The 25091-nt window shown below is 40.0% G+C and carries 16 protein-coding genes, 3 tRNA genes and 3 rRNA genes; 10 read left to right on the top strand and 12 right to left on the bottom strand.

Annotated features, from left to right (window positions below):
* Positions 1-122 precede the first annotated feature (122 nt).
* Positions 123-209, bottom strand: a tRNA-Ser gene (locus AABJ51_RS08825).
* Positions 210-345: 136 nt separating this feature from the next.
* Here AABJ51_RS08825 and mltG point away from each other — a divergent pair.
* Positions 346-1377: an endolytic transglycosylase MltG gene (gene mltG / locus AABJ51_RS08820; RefSeq protein WP_338375624.1), complete on the top strand. Its 1032-nt coding sequence runs from the start codon at positions 346-348 to the stop codon at positions 1375-1377.
* Between the two features lie 3 nt (positions 1378-1380).
* Here mltG and AABJ51_RS08815 read toward each other — a convergent pair whose 3' ends face one another.
* From AABJ51_RS08815 to AABJ51_RS08800, 4 genes are all read right to left on the bottom strand, one after another.
* Positions 1381-2781 carry an undecaprenyl-phosphate glucose phosphotransferase gene (locus AABJ51_RS08815; protein WP_338375622.1) on the bottom strand — a complete coding sequence of 467 codons (1401 nt, stop codon included), beginning with the start codon at positions 2779-2781 and terminating at the stop codon, positions 1381-1383.
* 35 nt (positions 2782-2816) lie between these two features.
* Positions 2817-3707, bottom strand: coding sequence for a CPBP family intramembrane glutamic endopeptidase (locus tag AABJ51_RS08810; RefSeq protein WP_338375620.1), 891 nt, complete (start codon positions 3705-3707; stop codon positions 2817-2819).
* On the bottom strand, positions 3704-4567 hold the full coding sequence (locus AABJ51_RS08805; protein WP_338375618.1) for an N-acetylmuramoyl-L-alanine amidase-like domain-containing protein: 864 nt from the start codon (positions 4565-4567) through the stop codon (positions 3704-3706). The genes AABJ51_RS08810 and AABJ51_RS08805 overlap by 4 nt, the downstream gene beginning before the upstream one ends.
* Positions 4568-4664: 97 nt before the next feature.
* Positions 4665-6332, bottom strand: a complete 1668-nt coding sequence (locus AABJ51_RS08800) for a formate--tetrahydrofolate ligase (RefSeq protein WP_338375616.1) — start codon at positions 6330-6332, stop codon at positions 4665-4667.
* Positions 6333-6498: 166 nt separating this feature from the next.
* Here AABJ51_RS08800 and AABJ51_RS08795 point away from each other — a divergent pair, with 166 nt between their 5' ends.
* The 3 genes from AABJ51_RS08795 to AABJ51_RS08785 all read left to right on the top strand — a co-directional run bounded on the left by AABJ51_RS08795 (position 6499) and on the right by AABJ51_RS08785 (position 9533).
* A complete protein-coding gene (locus AABJ51_RS08795; RefSeq protein WP_338375614.1) occupies positions 6499-7083 on the top strand; it encodes a terminase small subunit-like protein in 585 nt (194 codons plus the stop codon).
* A gap of 296 nt (positions 7084-7379) precedes the next feature.
* Positions 7380-7946, top strand: coding sequence for a DNA-3-methyladenine glycosylase I (locus AABJ51_RS08790; RefSeq protein WP_026627276.1), 567 nt, complete (start codon positions 7380-7382; stop codon positions 7944-7946).
* A gap of 114 nt (positions 7947-8060) precedes the next feature.
* A complete protein-coding gene (locus tag AABJ51_RS08785) occupies positions 8061-9533 on the top strand; it encodes a glycoside hydrolase family 10-like protein (RefSeq protein ID WP_338375611.1) in 1473 nt (490 codons plus the stop codon).
* Positions 9534-9599: 66 nt separating this feature from the next.
* On the opposite strand, the gene trpS is transcribed toward AABJ51_RS08785, so the two are convergent.
* The 3 genes from trpS to AABJ51_RS08770 are packed head-to-tail and all read right to left on the bottom strand — an operon-like array spanning position 9600 to position 13340.
* The gene (gene trpS / locus AABJ51_RS08780; RefSeq protein WP_338375609.1) at positions 9600-10676 is read right to left on the bottom strand and encodes a tryptophan--tRNA ligase; all 1077 of its coding nucleotides are present in this window, start codon (positions 10674-10676) and stop codon (positions 9600-9602) included.
* Between the two features lie 51 nt (positions 10677-10727).
* Positions 10728-11852: a CapA family protein gene (locus AABJ51_RS08775; RefSeq protein ID WP_338375606.1), complete on the bottom strand. Its 1125-nt coding sequence runs from the start codon at positions 11850-11852 to the stop codon at positions 10728-10730.
* A gap of 33 nt (positions 11853-11885) precedes the next feature.
* Entirely contained in the window at positions 11886-13340 is a 1455-nt protein-coding gene (locus AABJ51_RS08770; RefSeq protein ID WP_338375604.1) for a TrkH family potassium uptake protein, read from the bottom strand.
* Positions 13341-13946: 606 nt separating this feature from the next.
* On the opposite strand from AABJ51_RS08770, the gene AABJ51_RS08765 reads away from it, so the two are divergent.
* From AABJ51_RS08765 to rrf, 5 genes are all read left to right on the top strand, one after another.
* Positions 13947-15472: ribosomal RNA gene (locus tag AABJ51_RS08765) — 16S ribosomal RNA — on the top strand.
* Positions 15473-15626: 154 nt separating this feature from the next.
* A tRNA-Ile gene (locus AABJ51_RS08760) sits at positions 15627-15700 on the top strand.
* Positions 15701-15736: 36 nt separating this feature from the next.
* A tRNA-Ala gene (locus AABJ51_RS08755) sits at positions 15737-15810 on the top strand.
* A gap of 147 nt (positions 15811-15957) precedes the next feature.
* Positions 15958-18842, top strand: a 23S ribosomal RNA gene (locus tag AABJ51_RS08750).
* Between the two features lie 92 nt (positions 18843-18934).
* Positions 18935-19045, top strand: a 5S ribosomal RNA gene (gene rrf / locus AABJ51_RS08745).
* The 16S, 23S and 5S rRNA genes sit together here with 2 tRNA genes alongside, the layout of an rRNA operon.
* Positions 19046-19165: 120 nt before the next feature.
* Here rrf and AABJ51_RS08740 read toward each other — a convergent pair.
* Positions 19166-20224: a glycosyltransferase family 4 protein gene (locus tag AABJ51_RS08740; protein WP_338375603.1), complete on the bottom strand. Its 1059-nt coding sequence runs from the start codon at positions 20222-20224 to the stop codon at positions 19166-19168.
* Between the two features lie 103 nt (positions 20225-20327).
* Here AABJ51_RS08740 and AABJ51_RS08735 point away from each other — a divergent pair, with 103 nt between their 5' ends.
* Complete coding sequence (locus tag AABJ51_RS08735) at positions 20328-21455, top strand: glycosyltransferase family 4 protein (protein WP_321577271.1); 1128 nt, start codon at positions 20328-20330, stop codon at positions 21453-21455.
* On the opposite strand, the gene AABJ51_RS08730 is transcribed toward AABJ51_RS08735, so the two are convergent.
* From AABJ51_RS08730 to AABJ51_RS08720, 3 genes are all read right to left on the bottom strand, one after another.
* Positions 21452-22504 (bottom strand): glycosyltransferase family 9 protein, encoded by a 1053-nt coding sequence (locus AABJ51_RS08730; protein WP_338375600.1) that lies wholly within the window; start codon positions 22502-22504, stop codon positions 21452-21454. The two genes, AABJ51_RS08735 and AABJ51_RS08730, sit on opposite strands and share 4 nt — an antisense overlap.
* A 249-nt stretch (positions 22505-22753) precedes the next feature.
* Complete coding sequence (locus AABJ51_RS08725) at positions 22754-23506, bottom strand: lipopolysaccharide kinase InaA family protein (protein ID WP_338375599.1); 753 nt, start codon at positions 23504-23506, stop codon at positions 22754-22756.
* Positions 23503-25083, bottom strand: a complete 1581-nt coding sequence (locus AABJ51_RS08720; RefSeq protein ID WP_134437401.1) for a peptide chain release factor 3 — start codon at positions 25081-25083, stop codon at positions 23503-23505. Before AABJ51_RS08720 ends, AABJ51_RS08725 begins: the two co-directional genes overlap by 4 nt.
* Between the last annotated feature and the right edge of the window lie 8 nt (positions 25084-25091).

The raw sequence follows: 25091 nt of genomic DNA, 5'->3' as shown, positions 1-25091 counted from the left end.
AGGAATCTTTTTATATTACATTTTTCTGATTAAGGAGATCGGTTCCTGAAAAATGACATTTAGGATGTAATCCTATAAAATAGAATAAGCTGCTAATAAATAGCAGCTTATTACTTGTTTCGCGGAAGCGGGGGGATTCGAACCCCCGGTACAGTTACCCGTACGTCAGTTTAGCAAACTGGTGGTTTCAGCCACTCACCCACACTTCCTGAACCTTGCAATAGGAGGGTTAACTCCAAATGCGATGCAAATATAGCTGTTTGTTTTGATTTAACAAGGCGCACTGTGATTTTTTCGAAATAATATTTATAATTTTGCCCCACTATTGACTAATAAAATAACCCAATGGCTTTATCAAAGCGCTCAGTCTTAATTACTATCGTCTGTATAGTTGGTGTTGCTCTGGCAGGAGCATTTTTTTATGTCGAATCTATTATTTCGACTCGATTTAATATAGAAAAGACGGTATACCTTTATATCGATGAAAATAAAGATTACAATAGCATCCTGAAACAGTTGGACACGACGGCTCATGTCGAGAATTTAGCTAAGTTTAAAAAAGTAGCCGACTATTATGATTACCCCGAAAATATAAAGACCGGACGCTATGCGATAAAACCTGATATGACAATCAGGGATGTAGTTTCGCTGTTGAAAGGAGGGCATCAGTCTCCCGTTAAACTTAAGTTTAATAATATCCGAACAAAGGATGATCTGGCGGTAAGGTTGTCTTCTCAATTGATGTTGTCTAAAGAGACAATTTTATCAGCTTTGAATGACTCTACGAGGTGTGCGGCTCTCGGCTTCAATGTTGAAACTATCGATTGTATGTTTATCCCGAATACTTATGAAGTATATTGGGATGTAACTCTCGATAATTTTCTTCAGAGGATGCATACCGAATATAATCGGTTCTGGAATGAAGATCGTAAGCAGAAAGCGAAACAGCAGGGCTTGACTCCCGTCGAAGTTTCCATTCTGGCCGCGATTGTTGAAGAAGAATGTTATTTTTCTGATGAATATCCGATGGTGGCAGGGCTTTATCTCAACAGGCTAAGATCGGGTCAAATGCTGCAGGCAGACCCAACGGTTAAATATGCTGTGGGAGATTTCTCTCTGAAAAGAATTTTGTTCGGTCATCTTCAGGTTGATTCCCCATATAATACATATCGTCACGAAGGATTACCTCCGGGTCCTATACGTGTACCATCTATTAAGGGTATTGATGCAGTACTGAGTGCAACCAAACATAACTACCTTTACATGTGTGCTAAAGAAGACTTCTCGGGGCGTCATAATTTTGCAGTGACTCATGCCGAGCATGTCATTAATGCTAATAAGTATCGTGCAGCATTGAATACCCGAGGTATTAAGTAAATGCTAGAACGCATTTTCGTCTCCTCTGATGAGTTGATAAATCGTTACAGCGATAATCTTAATGTCTAAAGCAAAAGACCAGTTCTCGAGATACCATACGTCTTTCTTGAATCGGCTCTCCATTTGTTCTATCGTACGGGTTTCACCTCTGTAGCCCGATATCTGAGCCCATCCGGTTATCCCGGGTTTGATGAGATGCCGGATCATGAAGCGGTCTATCAGTTGATTGTACAAATCTGTCTGCTGGATCATATGCGGACGAGGCCCAACTACCGACATATTACCGATCAGTGTATTGATAAATTGCGGAAGTTCATCGATGCTTGTTCTTCTCATGAATGCCCCTACGGCAGTGATTCTGGGATCTTTTCTCCATGTTGTTTGGCTATTGTCTTCTTCATTCAGAACCATTGTGCGGAATTTATAGCAGGTGAATACCTTGCCGTGTAATCCTGTGCGTTGCTGCCTGAATAAAATGGGTCCTTTGGATGTTAGCTTGATCAGCAGCCCGAATAGGATATACACAATCGGAAGTATGGTGATGACTACAACTAGGGAGAAGGCTATGTCGAAAGCCCGCTTTAGAATGCGGTTATAGATTTTCTGTAATGGTTCGGGACGTATGGCGATAACTGGGATCGATTGAAGGGAGTGCAATACAAGTTTACGTTTGATGTATCCGTAGAAATCGGGGATCAGAAAGAATCGGATCATGTTGCGTTCCGCAAAGTTTACGAGCTGAATAATCTCGGTTTCAGCATTATTGGGTAATGAACAATAAATCTCATCGACATTATTATCTGCACAGAATTGTTGAATATCGGAAGTGCGTCCCAGGTATCCAAGTTCTTTGCATTCGGTGATCGGATTGTCTCCGAATTGACCTAGTATCTTATATCCATAAACACTCGATTTCAGTTCATTGAAAATACCTATCGCTCCTTTCCCGGTTCCGGCGATGATGATTCTTTTGTAGTTGTGTCCCCTACGTCTGTTCCATTTGAGCGCACTCCGTACTATTATATGCCACAGTAAGTATATAAATGCTATGCCGAAGTAATATAATATCCAATTGAGAAAATCGAGGCTTCCAATTCGGAAGAGAAAAAGCCCTGCTGAAAGTAATATATAATATAGAGTTATAAAGCTCAGGCTTTTTTGTATGATCTTATCGAAGAATACGATATGTCCTTGGAGAAACTGCAGAGGGATAAGGTTTGCCGTGATGAAATAAACCAGATTGATCAGAAGAAAAGTTTCAACAAGCTGCGGCTGGTTCGAAATAGATACGGGAATCAGCCAACCGAGTACAATAATTGCCAGATTAATAGTGATAATATCACCCAACCTGATGATCCATTTTATTAAATACCCTAATCCGTCCTTTTTTTTCAATATTTCCAAACCTTACCTTATTAAGTAATATAAAGCCAGAGACTTTATATTGTAAATTCTTCAGGATTGTTCCGCTGGTATTCCCTTGATAATAAAGATAAAATAACTCCCGTTACAGCTATGCTGGCCACTGTTGCCCAGACGGTGTCTCCTGTTCCAAAACTTTCGAGCCGGTCATATACCGGTGTCGAGTGGAACTTATAGTATAGAGCCACGCTCAGAGCATTATTTAATATATGTACTATAACCGGAATCCAAAGGTTGCCCGACCAAAGGAAGATATATCCCAATAAAGCACCTAACAGCATACGTGGAACGAACCCGTAAAACTGGAAGTGTATAAAGCTAAAGATAAATGCCGTAATCCAAACAGTGACATGTCGGTTGTGGCATATTTTTTTTACTAATTGCTGTAATGATCCCCTAAAGAAAAATTCTTCGGTAATGCCGGCAGCAACTGCTATAACTATAAAGTTAGCAATCACCACATCGGGAGAATGATCTGCCATCAGGCGTTCCAATAAGGCAGCCGCAGAGTTTTCCATAGCCTGCATGGATTGTTCGAGTTCCGAAAGCGATTCGGGCAGTGTCATCATTTTATTATAGTATCCTGTAAAGGATATAAGCGGCTGGATGGCTACTATCAGAATGATTGAATAGATCAACACTTTCAGATTAACAGCTTTCTTTATCTTGAGGTACTGCCATCCGTCTTCATTAAAAAGATAAGCGCACAGCAGAGCCGGAACCAAAAAAATGAATACGGATTGAAACACCTGCATTACACGAATGAAGTTAAGAGAATCTATTCCTCCCATGACCGGAGCAAGAATGCTAATAAAGACAATACTCAGAAGGAGGCCTGTGAAACTGAAAAGCAGAAGGAAGAATAGCTGAGACCAGCTGCTCATGCGTAAAAATATCTCTTTATTCATTTCTTCGATTTTGATTCGTTAAGGCGCAATACTGTAATACCTGTGCCTCTTGTCTGTTTATTACAGTATGCAACAAGAGAATTACTGTCAATCCATACTTTGCCGGCTTTGCTCGATGCATGTATGAAGGTGAGCTTGCCCGCTGTATGATAAGCAATACCTATATGAGTATAATCGAGTCCGGCAATACTTGTTGCGAATATCAGTATATCTCCGTCTTTGACGCGGTCGGAAAGACTGCCTATATTTTGTTTGAGAACTACATAATGTCCTCCGCGTTTGTTTATATTTTGTTCGGCTGCTACTATCTTCCGAAGCATTTCGCTGTCCTTCTTTAGAATTGTATAAGAATTGGGGTGTGATGACATGTAATTGATTTTACGGTCATCGAGAATACCTCCTAAGTCTTTGCTTTCGTCTTTAAATAGCCCGTGTTTCTGATTCTCATACACCCAGTCTGTCATGTAATGGAGTCGTGATGAATAATCCTGAATAATGCCATTGCGGTAGCGTATGTTCTGAAGCTGTTTACAAAAGTTGGAGAATGTAGGAGCCCCCGATTTGATGGTGCGGCTCAGAGCCATACAGGATTCAACAAAGGTTGTACAATCAAATTCACGCAGATTTACACCTAATCGCTCCTGATCGCTTTTCTCCAGAGTGTGCGAAACATACGGTGTGTTCTGAAAGAACAAAGCTGTCTTTACAACGAGTTCGTTTATCGGTAGATTGGATTGTGACTTGAGAGAAGTGACATACTTTTCGAAAATCAACGAATCCTGCTTTGTATAGGTAACCTGAGCTTGGCTAGCACTACAACATGCCAGCAGCAGAAAAACAAGGTAAAGTGTTCTTTTCATAAATTTATATCTTTTGACGTTGTAGGGGCAAAAAATCTTTCGCCTGTTATTTATTGAAGGCGTATAATTATACGCCCCTACAAGATGTTGATCAGGCTTAACTAAGTCCCTCTATCAATCCATTTGCGAGATCTATATGGTTAGCCTGTGGTACTTTTGGTAATCCCGGCATACGCATAATAGGCCCTGCTACTATAACAACAAATTCGGCTCCGTTGTTGATGACAATATCATTGATAGTCAGTCCGAAATCTTTTGCCACACCATACGCCTTCGGGTCGTCCGAAAACGAATATTGGGTCTTGGCTATACAGACCGGATAATGTTCTATTTCGGTACCTTGTACCAATTTCAATATTTTGCGGGCAGCGGCACTATACTCGATAGATGATGCTCCGTATATTTGTTTAGCTACTTTTTCGACCTTTGTCTGTATCGAGTCAGAGTCTTGATAAGTAAAGATTAACTCTCCCGAAGGATTGTTTTCTATTGTTTCTACCACCAGATTGGCCAGATCAACAGCTCCTTCTCCTCCATCGGAGTAGGCTTTATTTATCGCTATAGCTATTCCCTGAGATTTGCAGTGCTCTATAACAAGATCGGTTTCGGCTTTGGTATCGGTTCCGTATTTATTGAAAGCCACGATAACGGTCTGTCCGAAGGATTTCATATTTGAGATATGTTTATCGAGATTAGCCAATCCGTTTTTAAGACCTTCGATATTTTCATTTTTAATATCTTCCTGAGCTACTCCACCGTGCATTTTCAGCCCTTGTGCCGATGCTACAATGATCGTTAATTTGGGTGTTAACCCCGCTTTACGACATTTGATATTAAAGAATTTTTCTGCACCCAGATCTGCCCCGAATCCCGCTTCCGTTACCACATAGTCTGTATGGCTTAGAGCCAGTTTGGTTGCTATTACCGAGTTGCAGCCGTGTGCGATATTAGCGAAAGGCCCTCCATGTACAATTGCCGGATTGTGTTCGGTTGTCTGCACCAGATTCGGATTAATGGCATCTTTAAGCAGTACAACAATTGAACCGGCTATACCCAGATCTTTCACCGTGAAAGGCTCGTTTTCGTATGTATATCCGAGAATGATCTTTTCAATACGGCGTCTCAGATCTTCGATGTCTTTCGACAGACAGAGAATCGCCATGATTTCCGAAGCCGGAGTTATATCGAAACCCGATTCGGAGGGGATGCCGTTGGCACTACCTCTCAGACCTGTTACCACATAACGTAAACTACGATCGTTTATATCGAGTACTCTTTTCCAGAGTATTTCTTTTAGTCCTTTTCCTGTAGACCTGTTTTGGTACAAGTAATTATCGAGCAAAGCCGAGATCATATTGTGAGCCGAAGTTATCGCATGAAAGTCGCCTGTAAAATGCAGGTTTATATCTTCCATCGGCAGTACCTGTGCGTATCCTCCTCCGGCAGCTCCGCCTTTCATCCCGAAGCAAGGCCCCAGTGATGGTTCACGGAGTGCTACGACTGCTTTTTTGCCGATTTTGTTTAGTCCGAGAGTAAGACCGATTGATACTGTTGTCTTGCCTATTCCGGCTTTTGTGGGGGTTATGGCTGTCACTAAGATAAGATTGCTCTGAGATATCTGCTGTTCATTAATCAGCGAATATGGTATTTTCGCCATGTATTTACCATAATTATGTACATGGTCTTCATCAATGTCAATTTGTTTAGCAATATCAATAACCTTCTTTAACTCAATGCTTCTGGCAATTTCAATATCAGTTTTCATAAAATAAACGGTAGGGATCTTTTTGTTTTTTTCGTTATGCAAAGATAATTAAAACTTTTATCTGCAATTTAAGGTTTTAGACCTTTTTGTTGCCTAAAAGAAACGAAGAAGATATGCTCTCCTGTTTTCTGAAATTTTATCTATAAGGAAAAAACACTTTATAATTATGGCAAAATACACAGAACAACTAGGCAAGAAAATAGCGGATGCAATAGAACAGGATGAATATACATTGGGTGAAATCTGCGCGATGTACAGCATCAGCCGTAAAACATTCTATCAGTGGGTACGAAAGTATTCCGATTTCAAAGAAATGATAGATGATGCCCGTGCAGGTCGTGACGAAAGACTGGCTCAAAAAGCCCGAAAAATCCTCAAACAAAGATTAGAGCATGGTTATACCGTAACTACCACCCGTTATAAATATGCCGTAGATGAGTACGGTGAAATATATCTGACCGGAAAAACGGTAACCATGAAAGAATATTCAGCAGACGAAAAGACCTTGAAAATGGCGATGGCTAAAGAGGGAGAAATTGAAGAGAAGGTAGAAAATATTCGTGTACCGTGGGAAATCATAGTTCAGAATCAAGAGGCAGCCGATCAACTTCAATTCTTACAAGACAATGGCAGCGGTAATTTCACGGAAGAAGAAATGAAAGAAAGACGAAAAGCACTCAAAGTCAAATCTGATTCCTCGGAGGCAGAGACAGCCTTTGATGCTTACGATCCCACACTCGATAGATCATAAAAAGGTTACTCCATAAAATGGTTGAAAAGATGGAACCTTTGTTACCTTTTTATTTTAGTTAAAAATAGAACAACGTGTAAATAGATAAGGGAAAGAATAAAACAGAGAGGGGAATTCGGAAACTGTAAAATCTGATGGGACAATATAAATGAACATTTAAAGCAGCGAGAGCAGAGCTAAACTTGTTTAGGTTATGCAGGGTCAAGTAAAATGACCAATGAAATTGAACAAATATTAAAATCTTTCTGTTACTTAGTCGTATATTTACAGTCCGATTTAGGGACAAAGATAAAAATATGGAATCAACTATCGTACGCTGCGGTTGGTGTGGAACCGATCCTCTTTATATAAAATACCACGACGAAGAATGGGGTAAACTTGTGACAGATGACGATGTCTTGTTCGAGTTTTTAGTATTGGAAAGTGCCCAGGCCGGATTGAGCTGGATTACCATTCTTCGCAAGAGGGAGGGATATAAAAAAGCTTTTGCGGGATTTGATGTTCGCAAAGTGGTGAATTTTACCGATGAAGAAATGGAAAAACTGGCATCTTTTGAAGGGATTATTCGTAATCGTCTGAAGATAAAAGCAACAGTAACTAATGCCCGTGCGTTTATTGACGTTCAGAAAGAATTCGGAAGTTTCAGTAAATACTTGCTCTCATTTTTTCCGGATCACAAGCCGATTGTAAATAAATGGAAGACATTGGCGGAAGCTCCTGCTTCGACTGATATTTCGGATGCGATAAGTAAGGATATGAAGAAGCGCGGATTTAAGTTTTTCGGAACCACCATTTGTTATGCTTTCTTACAGGCAACGGGTTATGTTGATGATCATATTGTTGATTGTCATTGCCGTAAATAGGGTGCGTTCTTCGACGTGAATGAAAGTTTCAATGATATGTTTTTAAGTTATAACAAGTTTAGTATGTTATACTTGCTCAAGTAATAAATAGGTCTTCGACCTTAATTTTCTTTTATGCGGTTATTCAAAAAACTATTTATACTGTGTACTCTTAGTCTGTTTTTCTTTCCCTTACATGCTCAGAATAAACCGGAAGAGGTTAGAGCTGTTTGGTTTACGACAAATTGGAATCTTGATTGGCCTTCGCCCGGAAAAACTCCGGACGAACAGAAGAAAGAACTTCGCCGTTTGCTCGATCAATTACAGCAGGCTAATATAAATACCATATTCTTTCAGGCACGTATCAGGGGGGATGTTTTTTATAAGTCGAAAATAGAACCATGGAGCCCTTATTTTCAGAAAGATATTTCGGTAGGTGCATATGCTGCTTACGATCCGCTTGCTTATGCTATCGAAGAATGCCATAAAAGGGGAATCGAATGCCATGTGTGGGTTGTTACTTTTCCGCTTGGTACACCTAAACAAGTAAAAGCTCAGGGGCGGAATTCTGTTGTAGCTAAGTATCCGAAGATGACTAAACTGCATATGGGTGAGTGGTATCTTGATCCGGGGAATCCCGAAACGAAAGATTATTTACTGAAAATTGTCGATGAGATTGTCAGCAATTACGATATAGATGGTATACAGTTTGATTATATCCGCTATCCGGAGTCGGCAGTTAAGTTTCCCGATAAAGATACTTTCAATAAATACGGAGGAGGAAAGTCTTTAAAGGAATGGCGACGAGATAATATCACAGCACTGGTAACGGGAGTGCATGATTTGGTGAAAAAGAAAAAGCCATGGGTACAGATCAGTTGCAGCCCGATCGGGCGTTACCGTAATCTCGATCCGATGCGTGGACGCTGGACTGCTTACGAAAGTGTACATCAGGATGCCGGAATGTGGCTTAAGACCGGAATGATGGATGCTGTTTATCCGATGTTATACTATAATGAAACAGATTTTGACAAATATGTCGATGACTGGATCAGTATGAGCGAAGGACGCATGGTAGTTCCCGGTCTGGGTATTTACCGCCTGCTGCCATCAGAAGGGGATTGGAAACCGGAGGATATAACCCGACAGATTGATTATACCCGTAAGAGTGAAAGCAGAGGGCAGGCATTTTATCGTGCAGCAAATGTATTAGATAATTTGAAAGGCATACGTGACAGATTAAACACATACTATGAGTATCCGGCAAAGTTACCACCATTAACATGGCTGGATAATGAAGCTCCTAATTCGCCTCTTAATATGCAGGTATACCGAGATTCTGAAGGATATACGACAATAGAGTGGCAATCTGCCGATAATAACGAGGCGCAGACTTATACTATTTACGAAACAGATTCGGAGAATTGCGATACAAAGGATGTACGTTCAATCGTAATGACAGGTATTCATTCTACTAAAGTCCGGCTGGAAACAGAAGATACTGAACGGGGAGTATACTATTTTGTAACAGCATCTGACCGATACCATAACGAGAGCGTACCTTGTTTTCCTGTGTACTTTATATTGTCGAAGAGTTTGGAGAAGTAGGAGGGAGAGCCCTGACGAAAAAGGATGAACCGAAGTCCATCCTTTATTATATTGAAAAGAGATCTTTTACTTATTGATAAACATATCCTGAAAAGATTGGCTTGCGAAGTAATCGATACCGATAGCCGCTTTAACTTCAGCTAAAGTTTGGTTAGTATATTCGATAGCCGCTTTTGTTCCGTCTTCGATCATTTTGAAAACTTCGGGTTTGCGTTGTTCATAATCTTCACGGCGTTCTCTGATCGGACGTAAAACATCTTGCATGATGTCGTTCAGCACTCGTTTGATCTTAACGTCTCCCAAACCTCCACGACGATAGTGATCTTTCATTTCGTCAAGTGTGGCATAATCGGAGCAGTGCTTTTTGAATAGTTCTTCAGTAGAGAATACATCAAGGTAAGTAAATACGGGGTTTCCTTCTACCGTTCCGGGATCTTCGACACGTAAGTGGTTAGGGTCTGTAAACATTCCCATTACTTTCTTTTTGATTACGTCTTCTTTGTCTTTCAGATAGATGCAGTTTCCAAGAGATTTACTCATCTTAGCATTTCCATCTGTTCCGACAAGACGCTGAGCTGTAACATTATCTGGAAGTATCGCTTGGGGTTCTACCAGAATTTCTTTGTATATACGGTTGAATGCTGAAACGATATCACGTGTTTGCTCGATCATAGGCAGCTGGTCGTTTCCTACAGGCACATACTGAGCTTTAAACGCAGTGATATCAGCAGCCTGACTGATGGGGTAAGTCATGAATCCTACTGGAATATCCCGTTGGAAGTTTCTCAACTGTATTTCTGTTTTAATAGTCGGATTACGTTCCAAACGAGCCATCGTTACTAAATTCGAATAGTACATCGGCAGTTCGTACAGTGCGGGAATACAAGATTGGATAAGAAAAGTGGTTTTTTCCGGATCAAGGCCTACAGCCAGATAATCCAATACTACTTCCATGATATTTTCACGGATTTTTTCTGGGTTTTCCGCATTATCGGTTAGAGCTTGCAGGTCGGCTATTAAGATATATTGTTTGTATTCGCCGGTATTTTGCAATTCGACTCTTTTTTTCAAAGATCCTACATAGTGTCCTAAGTGTAGTGCACCTGTTGGTCTGTCTCCAGTCAGAATGATTTTATGTGCCATTTTATTTTATGTATATTGTTTTGCTTTTCTTTTAGAGAAGCACAAAGTTAATCAATTTTTACGGGGTGACGAATCTTCTCCTGATATAACAGCCGAAGACTTTGGCCAAAGACTTTCTATTGTCTTTCGGGCGGTTTTAGCGAAAGCACTCATTTTATCGAAAGACATTTTGCCTATTTTCTCTTCACCTGCCTCATTTTGGTATTTCTCTATTGGAATAAGTTGAAACTGTAATTTGGTATTTTCTAAAGGTTTATATACCCATACCAGAGAATAAGAGCAGCTGTCTATTGTTACATTTCCTTTATCATCTTTGCTTATGTTAATTCGAGCAATCATTCCACCATCGGTGTTGACAGCTTTCATTCCGGATATGAAATTCCCGAGAGAGTAAACTATTATGTTTTCTATTGAATCGCCGTTTTGCCGTATATCTATAGGTTGAACGACATGAGGATGAGAGCCAATAATAAGCCTTACCCCGTTTTTGATGAGTAAGTCGGCTAATGCCTTTTGTTCGGTGCTGGGCTTTAACTTGTACTCTTCACCCCAGTGCATATTGGCTACTATGATATCTGGTTGCATTCGCTTTAACATATCTATATCTGAGACAATTTGTTTTTTGTCTATCAGATTAACAATATTGGGAGCTTGTATCGGTATGCCGTTTGTGTCATAAGTATAGTTAAGCATACCTATTCTGATATCATTCTTTACAATCATCATCGGATAAAGAACATTTTTCTTTTCCTCATTGACATATGTGCCCAAATGCTTGACCTGCATCGAGTCGAGCATCATAATAGTTCGTTCGACACCCTTTTTGCCTTTGTCCAGACAATGATTATTTGCAGTGAGAAATACATCGAATCCTGCATCTTTCAAAGCATAAGCAAATTCATCAGGAGATCCAAAATTGGGGTATCCGGTATAAGCTTTCCCCGGTAATGTCGTTTCGAAATTGACAATTGAAATGTCTGCCGAGTCTATTTGGTCTTTTATTTGGTTGAAGTATTTAGAATAGTCATAGCCTCCACCTGTGACACGGGCTGCATCTAGTTGTGACTTATGCTGCATGGCATCCCCTGCAAATAGCAAACTCACTTTTTGCTTCTCTTGTCCATAGAAGCTGTACACATAAAATAAGGAGAGTGTTATTAGAAGATATTTTTTCATAAGAGGTGATTTGTCAGATGTTATACATTGATTTTATTTTCGCCAAAATGCAGGCATAAATAAAGATAAAACGGTGAATAGTTCAAGGCGTCCGGTTAGCATGAGAAATGATAAATACCATTTCGCAGTATCCGATATATTTGCAAAATGCCCGCTTTCGCTGAGGCTTCCCAATCCTACATTTCCCATACACGAAACCGATGCTGTTATAGAATCTTCAAAGCCTATCCCCGTTATAGATAATACCAGAAAGCTGACAAACAAAATCAGAAGGTAAAGGAAGATGAAAGCTAATATTTTAGTAACGATATCCACAGGCAATACCTGATTATTAACCCGAACGGGCAGTACTGCATTAGGATGTACTTGACGCTTAAATTCGTTGATTGCATTTTTAAACAGAACAACTACACGGATTACTTTTATACCTCCCGATGTCGAGCCGGCACAGGCACAAATCATCATCAGCAGATAGATAAGGAACATATAGAAAGGGCCCCAACTTGTAAAGTCTGCTGTAGAGAATCCTGTGGTAGTTATAGCGGATGTTACCTGAAAGAGGGAAGTTCGGAAAGCGTTTTCTGCGATATCGATTTGTCCGGAAAGAATCAGTCCTACTGATATTATAATCGTGAACGATAGATAAATACCAAAGTACCATATGACTTCTTCGTCTTGGAGCAATCTTTTCGGTTTTCCTCTTAATAAAAAGTATAGTAGCGAGAAGTTAATTCCTCCCACAACCATAAATATACTTATTACATATTCTATATAGGGAGAGTTCCAATAAGCTATACTAGCCTGTTTGGTTGAGAACCCTCCTGTCGAAGCAGTTGATAATGCATGGCACACTGCATCGAATAAATTCATAGGTCCAATCCATAAAAGTATGGTTATAAGGGCAGTTATGAATATATAGGTAAACAATAGTCTTTTCGCTATTTGAGTTATTCTAGGTTGAAACCGCTCACGAACTATTCCTGTAGTTTCGGCATCAAATAAAAATGAGGCATTTCCCCCGATAATCGGCAGTACGGCTAATGCGAATACCACAATACCAAGGCCGCCGACCCATTGAGTGAGGCATCGCCAGAATAAAAGCCCTAAAGGAATAACATCAACATTGGGTATAATAGTGGAGCCGGTGGTTGTAAAGCCTGACATCGTTTCGAAATATGCATCACTTATTTTAGGTATTACGCCACTTATGCAGAATGGGAGCATACCGAAAGCGGATAGTATAACCCATGAAATAGATACCAAAAGAAAACCTTCTCGTTTTCCTATTGGTTTTTCGCGAGGTTCTACTCCTAATAAGCGAAGCATTATACCTACAACTATAGTTATAGATCCGCTAATGAGAAATGCATCACCACTGAGTTCATGATAATAAAAAGAGATCGCAGCCGATATCATCAACAAAAGAGACTCTATGATAAGTAAGAATCCGATGGTTTTGAAAATAAATCGAAAATTGAAGCTTCCCATTCCGTATTAAATCAATATATATAAGTATAAGTAAAGTTATCGATAGTCGATCGCTTTATAGTATAGATAAAATTTTTATTTCTTGATGTACACTATTTAAAACAATAAAAAGGTCATAGACCTTAACATTAATGCAAAGATAGTATAAAAGGTTTCGAAAGAATATATAAGCAAATATAAATCTAATGTCATATATTTTTTATTAAAGATAATAGATCTGCGATAAAATGAGATTGGCATTGTATTCTTTTATTGGAGCGGTTTTTCTGGTTTCCTACATCAGTGTACTAATTGGTTAAAAAAAAGATATAATTCTAAGTAGTTGTAAATAATGTTGTTGTAAGGAAGGCATAAAAATATTTTAAAAAAAGGCATAAAAATATTTGGAGTGTATTGTAAAAGGGACTACTTTTGCACTCGCTTTAAGACCGAGAGACGGTCACTAAGAAAAGCGAAAAACGAGAAGCGATCTTTGAAAGATTTGAAAAGGAACAAAAAAATATAGCATTAGACGGGTGATACGGTCTTACGATCGGTATCAACTCTAAGTCAATACCTAGAGTCAATAAAGAGGTTAGAATAATTCTGAGAATATAAAAAAGATATACAAAGAAGAGTTTGATCCTGGCTCAGGATGAACGCTAGCGACAGGCCTAACACATGCAAGTCGAGGGGTAGCATGAAAGTAGCAATACTTTTGATGACGACCGGCGCACGGGTGAGTAACGCGTATGCAACCTACCTACTACAGGGGAATAGCCCGAAGAAATTCGGATTAATGCCGCATAATACAGGGGCACCGCATGGTGATATTTGTTAAAGATTAATTGGTAGTAGATGGGCATGCGTTCCATTAGCCAGTTGGTGAGGTAACGGCTCACCAAAGCAACGATGGATAGGGGAACTGAGAGGTTTATCCCCCACACTGGTACTGAGACACGGACCAGACTCCTACGGGAGGCAGCAGTGAGGAATATTGGTCAATGGGCGAGAGCCTGAACCAGCCAAGTCGCGTGAAGGATGACTGCCCTATGGGTTGTAAACTTCTTTTGTACTGGGGTAAAAAAGAGGACGTGTCCTTTCTTGCAAGTACAGTACGAATAAGCATCGGCTAACTCCGTGCCAGCAGCCGCGGTAATACGGAGGATGCGAGCGTTATCCGGATTTATTGGGTTTAAAGGGTGCGTAGGCGGGGATTTAAGTCAGCGGTGAAAGTTTGAGGCTCAACCTTAAAATTGCCGTTGAAACTGGGTTTCTTGAGTGTATTTGAAGTAGGCGGAATTCGTTGTGTAGCGGTGAAATGCATAGATATAACGAAGAACTCCAATTGCGCAGGCAGCTTACTAAACTACAACTGACGCTGAAGCACGAAAGCGTGGGTATCAAACAGGATTAGATACCCTGGTAGTCCACGCAGTAAACGATGATTACTAGCTGTTTGTGATATTACAATAAGTGGCTAAGCGAAAGCGATAAGTAATCCACCTGGGGAGTACGCCGGCAACGGTGAAACTCAAAGGAATTGACGGGGCGCACAAGCGGAGGAACATGTGGTTTAATTCGATGATACGCGAGGAACCTTACCCGGGCTTGAAATGCATCTGACCGATCGGGAAACCGATCTTCTAGCAATAGCAGATGCGTAGGTGCTGCATGGTTGTCGTCAGCTCGTGCCGTGAGGTGTCGGCTTAAGTGCCATAACGAGCGCAACCCACATTGTTAGTTACTAACAGGTCAAGCTGAGGACTCTGACAAGACTGCCAGCGTAAGCTGCGAGGAAGGTGTGGATGACGTCAAATCAGCACGGCCCTTACGTCCGGGGCGACACACGTGTTACAATGGGGGGTACAGAGGGTTGCTACTTGGTGACAAGATGCTAATCTCGAAAGCCTCTCCCAGTTCGGATTGGAGTCTGCAACTCGACTCCATGAAGCTGGATTCGCTAGTAATCGCGCATCAGCCATGGCGCGGTGAATACGTTCCGGGCCTTGTACACACCGCCCGTCAAGCCATGGAAGCTGGGGGTACCTGAAGTACGTAACCGCAAGGAGCGTCCTAGGGTAAAACTAGTGACTGGGGCTAAGTCGTAACAAGGTAGCCGTACCGGAAGGTGCGGCTGGAACACCTCCTTTCTGGAGAATGTTCTAACTGGATATATAACGTTAAAGTTATTATCACCCAATGTCTAGTGTATTATATAAAAAAGAGTTTCTATCAAATCGACAAAATAAAGAGAAAAAGGAGCTGTTAATCACAGTTACCGGGTAAGAAAAGAAACAAACAGCCAGTCCTATAGCTCAGTTGGTTAGAGCGCTACACTGATAATGTAGAGGTCGGCAGTTCAAATCTGCCTGGGACTACGAAGTAAATAAGCCGGATAACGGGCTTCATTTAACGGGGGATTAGCTCAGCTGGCTAGAGCACCTGCCTTGCACGCAGGGGGTCAACGGTTCGAATCCGTTATTCTCCACAACAGCTAAGACAATTAAATAATAGTCAGCTCTTAAAAGAGCAATTAGCGAAAAGATCTTTGACATGATGTAAAAAAGAGCAAGTAAAAAAAACGAGTATATATCAAACCGTACTTTACCGGCAACGGTAAAGAACAGGCGAAGAGAAAAAAGTAAAAAAGGGCACATGGGGGATGCCTAGGCTCTCGAAGGCTATGAAGGACGTGATAAGCTGCGAAAAGTTACGGTAAGGTGCAAATAACCTTTGACCCGTAAATCTCCGAATGGGGCAACCCGGTATGCGAAGAGCATATCATCCAGCTAGACTGGAAGCAAACGTGGGGAACTGAAACATCTAAGTACCCATAGGAAAAGAAAACAAAAGTGATTCCGTAAGTAGTGGCGAGCGAACGCGGATTAGCCCAAACCAATATTGTTTCGGCAATATTGGGGTTGTAGGACTGCGCTGTGGCAAGACATAAATGTAGTGGAAATATCTGGAAAGATGTATCAGAGAGGGTGATAATCCCGTACACGAAACGTTTATTAAGCCTAGCAGTATCCTGAGTAGTGCGGGACACGAGAAATCCTGTATGAATCTGCCGGGACCATCCGGTAAGGCTAAATACTTCCGAGAGACCGATAGTGAACCAGTACCGTGAGGGAAAGGTGAAAAGAACCTCGAACAGAGGAGTGAAATAGACCCTGAAACCATGTGCCTACAAGCGGTCGGAGCTGGCAACAGTGACGGCGTGCCTTTTGCATAATGAACCTACGAGTTACTCTCATTGGCAAGGTTAAGTACTATCAGGTACGGATCCGAAGCGAAAGCAAGTCTTAACAGGGCGCCATAGTCAATGGGAGTAGACGCGAAACCAAGTGATCTACCCTTGAGCAGGTTGAAGGTTGGGTAACACCAATTGGAGGACCGAACCGGTAAGCGTTGAAAAGCTTTCGGATGACTTGAGGGTAGGGGTGAAAGGCTAATCAAACTTGGAGATAGCTCGTACTCCCCGAAATGCATTTAGGTGCAGCCTCGGCGAATTACTTATGTCAGGTAGAGCTACTGATTGGATGCGAGGGCTTCACCGCCTATCAAGTCCAGATAAACTCCGAATGGGCATAAGTTAATACCGGGAGTGAGGGCATGGGTGCTAAGGTCCATGTCCGAGAGGGAAAGAACCCAGACCATCAGCTAAGGTCCCCAAATACATGTTAAGTTGAATTAACGAAGTGTTGCCGCTAAGACAGCTAGGATGTTGGCTTGGAAGCAGCCATTCATTTAAAGAGTGCGTAACAGCTCACTAGTCGAGTGGCGATGCGTGGATAATAATCGGGCATAAAACATGTTACCGAAGCTATGGGATAAATATTATCGGTAGGGGAGCATTCTGTTCAGCGTCGAAGGCGCAGCGTGAGCTGCTCTGGAGCGGACAGAAAAGCAAATGTAGGTATGAGTAACGATAAAGGAAGTGAGAAACTTCCTCGCCGAAAGACTAAGGTTTCCTGATCAACGCTAATCGGATCAGGGTAAGTCGGGCCCTAAGGAGACGCCGAACGGCTAATTCGATGGATGAAACGGTTAATATTCCGTTACTGGCTTTAAGAGTGATGTGGGGACACAGGAGTGAAACTGCTGCCAACTGACGGAATAGTTGGTTAAAGGGTGTAGACGTTGATTTTTGCAGGCAAATCCGCAAAAAGAGTCGAACCTGAAAGTATGAGGAACCATTGGTGAATCAATATGCAGGTAAACAGACTGTCAAGAAAAACCGCTAAACGCTAATCTTAAAGTCACCCGTACTAAAACGGACACACGTAGTTGGGTTGAGTATACTAAGGCGCTCGAGTGATTCACAGTTAAGGAATTAGGCAAAATGACCCTGTAACTTCGGGATAAAGGGTGCCTGTCAGCGATGGCAGGCCGCAGAGAATAGAAGAAGGCAACTGTTTAACAAAAACACATGGCTATGCAAATTAGAAATAAGACGTATATAGCCTGACACCTGCCCGGTGCTGGAAGGTTAAGAGGAGAAGTCATCAGCAATGAGAAGCTTTGAATTGAAGCCCCAGTAAACGGCGGCCGTAACTATAACGGTCCTAAGGTAGCGAAATTCCTTGTCGGGTAAGTTCCGACCTGCACGAATGGTGTAATGATCTTCTTACTGTCTCAACTGTGAGCTCGGTGAAATTGTAGTATCGGTGAAGATGCCGATTACCCGCGATGGGACGAAAAGACCCCGTGAACCTTTACTATAGCTTTACATTGAATCTGGGCACTTGATGTGTAGGATAGGCCGGAGACTATGAAGCGGGCACGCTAGTGTTTGTGGAGTCACCCTTGAAATACGGCCCTTTAATTGTTTGGATTCTAACCTATTGATATAGGGACACTGTATGGTGGGTAGTTTGACTGGGGTGGTCGCCTCCAAAAGAGTAACGGAGGCTTCTAAAGGTGCGCTCAGAACGATTGGTAACCGTTCGTAGAGTGTAATGGCATAAGCGCGCTTGACTGGGAGACTAACAAGTCGATCAGGTAGGAAACTAGAGCATAGTGATCCGGTGGTTTCAGTATGGAATGGCCATCGCTCAAAGGATAAAAGGTACTCCGGGGATAACAGGCTGATCATTCCCAAGAGCTCATATCGACGGAATGGTTTGGCACCTCGATGTCGGCTCGTCACATCCTGGGGCTGGAGAAGGTCCCAAGGGTTGGGCTGTTCGCCCATTAAAGTGGCACGCGAGCTGGGTTCAGAACGTCGTGAGACAGTTCGGTCTCTATCTATCGTGGGCGTAAGATATTTGCGGGGATCTGACACTAGTACGAGAGGACCGTGTTGGACGCACCGCTGGTTTACCGGTTGTTCCGCCAGGGGCATCGCCGGGTAGCTAAGTGCGGATTGGATAAGTGCTGAAAGCATCTAAGTACGAAGCCAGCCTCAAGATAAGATATCCTTATAAGGGTCGTTGTAGACTACGACGTTGATAGGCTACAGGTGTAAAGGCAGTAATGTCATAGCCGAGTAGTACTAATTGCCCGAAACTTTTTCGTCAAAACTTCGCCTGTGTAACAGGTTTGCTACATACAAATTTTTAAAGACTTGTTCTTTTACATCACGTCTTAATATATAAGATCAAAGATATTAAGGTGGTTATAGCGTTGGGGATCCACCTCTTCCCATTCCGAACAGAGAAGTTAAGCCCACCCACGCCGATGGTACTGCAATTATGTGGGAGAGTAGGTAACCGCCCTCTTTTAAAGACAAAAAGTCCTGAGTAATTTTTTACTCGGGACTTTTTTGTTAATAAATACCATACAAAGAAGAGCCTCTTTATATTCTCAATAAGGAGGCCTTTCTTTATGAAGTTATGATTTTAAATATTTCTATATAACTCCAAATACTTATTCATATGCCTATCCAGAGTATATGATAAGCTATATTCTATTTGCTGTTGTATTCTATTGGTGTCCGAATAAAAAGATTCTATATTTTCATTGATAAAAGAAGACATATGTTCGGGAGTGAAATCTTTAAAGAAATAAGAATATATGGATCCTATTTCAGGCAAACTGGTACAGCAGGAGCTAAATACTGGTTTTCCGAACTGCATTGCTTCTATTACAGGCATGCCAAATCCTTCGAATAGTGATGGGAACAAAAATGCATGGCAGTTCTTATACATCCATATTTTTTCACTGAAAGATATCTCTCCGGGCATTATAATATTGGTTATGCTCTCTTCCTTGATACGTTGTATCATCTCTTTGGCATATTCACTATCGAAATTACCACAAATATAGAGATCGTATTGAGGTAGCCGTTTCATTGTATCTAGCAATACATGAAAATTTTTCTTCTTGTTTATCCTGCTGATGGTGAATAGAAATTTTTTGTCCTTGTTTATTAGAAATTGGGGAACTGTGGTATTTTCAAACCGGATATCTTTTATGCCAACATAATTAACTAGAGTTTCTTTAGAGCTTATATCTAAATGTTTTTTTACCTCCTGTTTTGTAAATTGAGAAATAAAAGTGATAACTTGGGCAGAGTTAATATATTGCTGTAATTTTTTTAATCTTTTATTAGCTTTAGAATCAGACTTTTCATATATAAAGTTAAGATCGTGTATTGATAATATTTTTTTCGTTGTTGGATTAGTCGATGAGTATTTAGCTTGTTGCGTGGTATTATGCCAGATGTCGAATTTAGGTAATAAAATAGGTAGTATTTTATATATTCGTCTTATTGTTAGATATTTGACATGATCTCCAAATTTTCCGACAAAGCTTTTAGGAACAAGTAATGTTATATCTAAATCGTTGATTTCATCTGCATGCTCTTTAATGTAGTTCCCGTAGTATCCGCAAAGTTCTCCAAAACCATGTGCCACACCTAAGTATCTCAGGTCAATAAGTACTGTTCTTTTTTTCATTATAATATCTTGGTTTAAGATAGATATTCAAAGATAGTTAATAATCTCTACTATTGTGATTATGTCTCTTAATTGCTTACATTTGCCACAAAATAAAGTCTGCATGAAAATAGCATATTGCGTTCCACAAATAATCACAAGTGGTGGAATTGAACGGGTTTTGTCTAATAAGATTAAATACTTATTGGATCAGGGATATGAAGTTTATATGATTCTCAGAGAGAAAAGTGACGAGCAACCTTTTTTTGATTTTGATAATAGAATAATTTATTATCGGATGGACTTTGATTTTACTGCGAGAGGTATTAAGGAAAAATTTTTTGAAAGAGAATATAAGCAAAGATATTTAGCTAAATTAACTCAGATACTTAATGAGATTAAGCCTGATATAACTATTTCTATTTTTGATAAGTATTCTAAATATTTATATCAGATAAATGATGGTAGTAAAAAAATTATAGAAAGGCATTTCGGAAAATATAAAAGATCACGACAAATTTCTAGGTTAGAGAATTTTTCTTGGGGAAAGATTTTTACTTATTGGTACCGAAAAGCTGATTATGATATTGTAAAGCATTATGATAAATTTGTTGTATTGACCGAAGAAGACAAAAAATTATGGGGAGATTTACCTAATATAGTTGTGATACCGAATAGTGTCTCATTTATTCCCGATCAAAAATCTACTAATAAAGAAAAACGAATTATAGCTGTTGGGCGTAGTTCTAAACAAAAACAGTTAGATGTCTTGATTAAGATTTGGGCTAAAATTGCGCATAAATATCCAGATTGGACTTTAGTAACATATGGAAATGGAAATTTGAAGCCGTTGAAATCTTTAGCTAAGCAACTGGGTGTTGAAGAGCAGGTGATAAATAATCCGCCTTCGTTAGATGTTTCATGCGAAATGATTAATAGCTCAATCTATACTTTGACTTCTAAATATGAAGGGATGCCTTTAGTCTTGCTTGAAGCAATGGCTTGCGGATTACCCTTGGTTGCTTTTGCTTGCAAATGTGGTCCCAGGGATATTATAACAGATGGAGAAGACGGATTTCTTATAGAAGAAGGTAATTGGAATTTGTTTGCTGCTAAATTATCTTTGTTAATAGAAAATTATGACTTAAGGCATAAAATGGGACAGGCAGCATCTCACAATGTACTGCGTTTTACCGAAGATATTGTGATGAACAAATGGATTGCTTTATTCGATGAATTAGTTAATAGTTAAAGATATTTTTCCAGCATTTTATCAGTTACATTCCATACCGAATCTACATCAATTAATGCAAACTTATCGTTATAAGAAAGTGTTTCGTAGATGGCGATATCATGTACGATATCTTTTAATTCGATGCCCTGAAAGCGTTCCGATTTATTTGGTAACCAGTTGTCTAGAGGTATATCAGGTGGATATATTGCAAAAGAGGGTACATCCAGAGCCTGAGAAATATGTCTTGCGCCACCTTCATTCCCAAAGAAGAAGTTGCTGTTGGCGAGTAATGCTATCAGTTCTCTGAGGTTTTTAGCTTCTATATCGGTAAATATATGGGGATCATTATTCATTAAAGTTTGTAGACGCTTAGATGATTCTTTTTCCTTGTTATCACCAAAATTAAAAATCAGCTGAGCATCATATTTGCTGATAATGCGTTCCAGTATGGCTTTCATTTTATCTTTGTCCCACACTTTGTATTCTAATCGGGCAGTAACAGCACAAACAATAATGGGTTTTGAAAAGTCAATGCCTTTGCTTGCCATATATTCTCTGTATTGCTGGTATTCTTCGGAAGTATAGTAAAGTTTGAACAGAGGCGTTTTCTCTATACTGTAGTCCCTATTTAGTGGATCAAGTAATGCAAGAGAGAGTTGCGTATTGTCGCGTATACCATCAAATTTATTATTTACCCGATAGTTATGTATTATGGGGTTATAAAATTTCTTTCGTCCTATTCTAAACTGAGTTCTTGGCGAAAAAAGAGAGAAGAACATCGTTTTAAGGGTTGATCTGGTATCTATAATTATATCATACCGCTGCCCCTTTACAATAGAATAAACTTTTTTGATATATTTAAATAATGAAGACATATCATTATTGCTGAAAGTAATCAGCTTGTCTATATCCGGGTGATATTTGAAAAGGGGAGCTATACTTTCATTTAAAACATAATGAATTTCGGCTTCAGGAAAAGATTTTCTTAGTGAAGTGCATATAACAGATGATAGTGTTGCATCGCCAACTCGTCTAAAACGGATCACTAAAACTTTTTTTATTTGCATTTTTCTAACAGCTTTTGCATGTAAATGTAATGGTTTTCAATAGAAAAAAAATCAATTTATAATCTTTTAAACCTATAATCCTTTTTTGTTGTTGATAAGTGGTTTTATATGAGTGTTCTATGTTTTGTTGAAATGTTGTAAAATACTTTCTTTTGCTAAAAGATATATAAGAGAGATGAGTTCCTTACTGTTTAGTTATAAGTTGTTTATAGATTATTGAGCGGGTAGATCGTTCTGTTTGAGACATGTTTAATCTTCTATATAAGGCTTTTTTCCTGGATGTCGTGATGAAAATTTAGTCCAAAATTCGCGATGATAAGATAATGTAAGTTCTATGCATGTTTTTATATCAAAGTCTCTGGCCTTAGCATATTCAGATGCAATGTAGCTTATCATTTTTTCATTTCCCCACAGACGGCAGAAGTTCTGGCAGCCTTTTTCTTTTGAAATTTGACCGAAAAACATTCTGTTCAAATCTACCACATAAAACCTGAAACTTTCACCCGATTTTTTGTAGAGTATGTTCCCCGGAGAATAATCCATATGCAGGATTTGCTTTTCGTGCATATCTGCCGTGAACTGAGCAAACTGCTGCAACAGGTTTTCTCTGCCGGCTAAAGTTCCACGTTGGAACTCCCGCATGATGCCATCAAAATCTTCTTGTACTGAAATATAATAACTTTGTCCAAAACTTAGTCCCGATCTCAACTCCATATATCCGATTGGAGTAGGTGTGTCTATTTTGTTTTTTATTAGTATGTTAGCGTATTCAAATGATCTCTGAGCTTTGGATTTTCTAAAATTCCCATATACAAATTTATTTATAATATTGGGTTTCTGAAATGATTTTACGTTTACTCTAATGCTCTTAGTGTCTATTATTTTTATCGTGTTGCGTCCATCATATATGGTCTCTCCTGTAAAATCAAAAGTCTCCGGAAGATTTCGGATAAAATCTTCCAGCTCTTGATATGCAGGGTTTATGATTAGTCTAGTTCTCAAAATTCGGATGTAAAGTGGAAACGTATATCTTTAAAATCTTGTTGAGCCATCATCAATACATAGTTTGAGTCGGCAAGAAATACATCTCGCCCTTCCTTGTCTTTTGCCATGTATTGGGATTTCCGTTTTTTGAAGTTCTCTAATTCATCTTCATTGTCGCTTTCTATCCAGCATGCTTTGAACAGATTGATAGGTTCCCATTTACATTGGGCTCCATATTCGTGGAGCAGGCGGTATTGTATAACTTCGAATTGAAGCTGTCCAACGGTTCCGATGATCTTTCGTCCGTTAAACTGGTTTACAAATAGCTGAGCAACTCCTTCGTCCATCAACTGGTCAATACCTTTTTGCAACTGTTTTGTTTTCATAGGGTCTGCATTCTCTATGTATTTAAACATTTCGGGAGAGAAGCTTGGCAGCCCTTTGAAATGGAGCTCTTCGCCTGATGTAAGAGTATCTCCGATCTTGAAATTACCAGTATCAGGTAATCCGACAATATCTCCGGCGAAAGCTTCATCCACAGTCTCTTTTTTCTGAGCCATAAATGCCGTTGGTGAAGAGAATCGCATCTGACGGTTAAATCTTACATGCTTGTAATTGACATTACGTTCAAATTTACCTGAGCATATTTTTACGAAAGCAATACATGAGCGATGGTTTGGATCCATATTGGCATGTATTTTAAATATAAAGCCTGTAAATGCTTCTTCTTCGGGTTTCACTACACGTTCTACAGCCTCGATAGGGCGGGGAGAGGGGGCAATTTTTACAAAACAGTCCAAAAGCTCCTTTACCCCAAAGTTATTCAGCGCTGATCCGAAAAATACGGGAGCTACTTCTCCTTGCAGATAGGTGTCTATATCGAGTTCGGGATATACTCCCTCTATCAGTTCGATGTCTTCTCTTAATTTTGCAGCAAGCGAGTCTCCGATATGTCTTTCGAGTTCGGGACTGTTTATGTCCTTAAATTCGATAGATTCAGTAACGGTCTGTTTACTTGGTGTATATAGGTCAAGCTTTTCCTGATATAAGTTATATACACCTCTGAAGCTTTGTCCGCTGTCGATAGGCCAACTCAGAGGACGTACTTTTATTTTTAGTTCTTCTTCGAGTTCGTCTAATAAATCGAAAGGATCTTTTCCGTCCCTGTCCATCTTATTGACAAAAATCATCACCGGAGTTTTCCGCATGCGGCAGACTTCCATTAGTTTTCGGGTTTGCGTTTCAACCCCTTTGGCAACGTCTACTGCTATGATAACACTATCTACAGCTGTGAGTGTACGGAAAGTGTCTTCTGCGAAATCCTGGTGACCGGGTGTATCCAGAATGTTGATTTTATAGCCATCGTATTCAAAGCCCATCACAGATGTTGCAACCGATATACCACGTTGCTTTTCTATTTCCATCCAGTCGGATGTGGCTGTTTTTTTTATCTTATTCGATTTTACAGCCCCGGCTACGTGGATTGCACCCCCGAATAGCAGAAGCTTTTCTGTTAAGGTAGTTTTACCCGCATCGGGATGGCTGATAATCGCAAATGTACGTCGTCTATGAATTTCTTTGTCTAACTCGCTCATATATTTAC

The sequence above is a fragment of the Indolivaga capnocytophagoides genome (assembly GCF_036511535.1).
Taxonomy (GTDB): domain Bacteria; phylum Bacteroidota; class Bacteroidia; order Bacteroidales; family Dysgonomonadaceae; genus Dysgonomonas_A; species Dysgonomonas_A capnocytophagoides.
The sequence above is the reverse complement of the archived record's forward strand: the minus strand, read 5'-3'. Positions and strand labels throughout refer to the sequence as shown.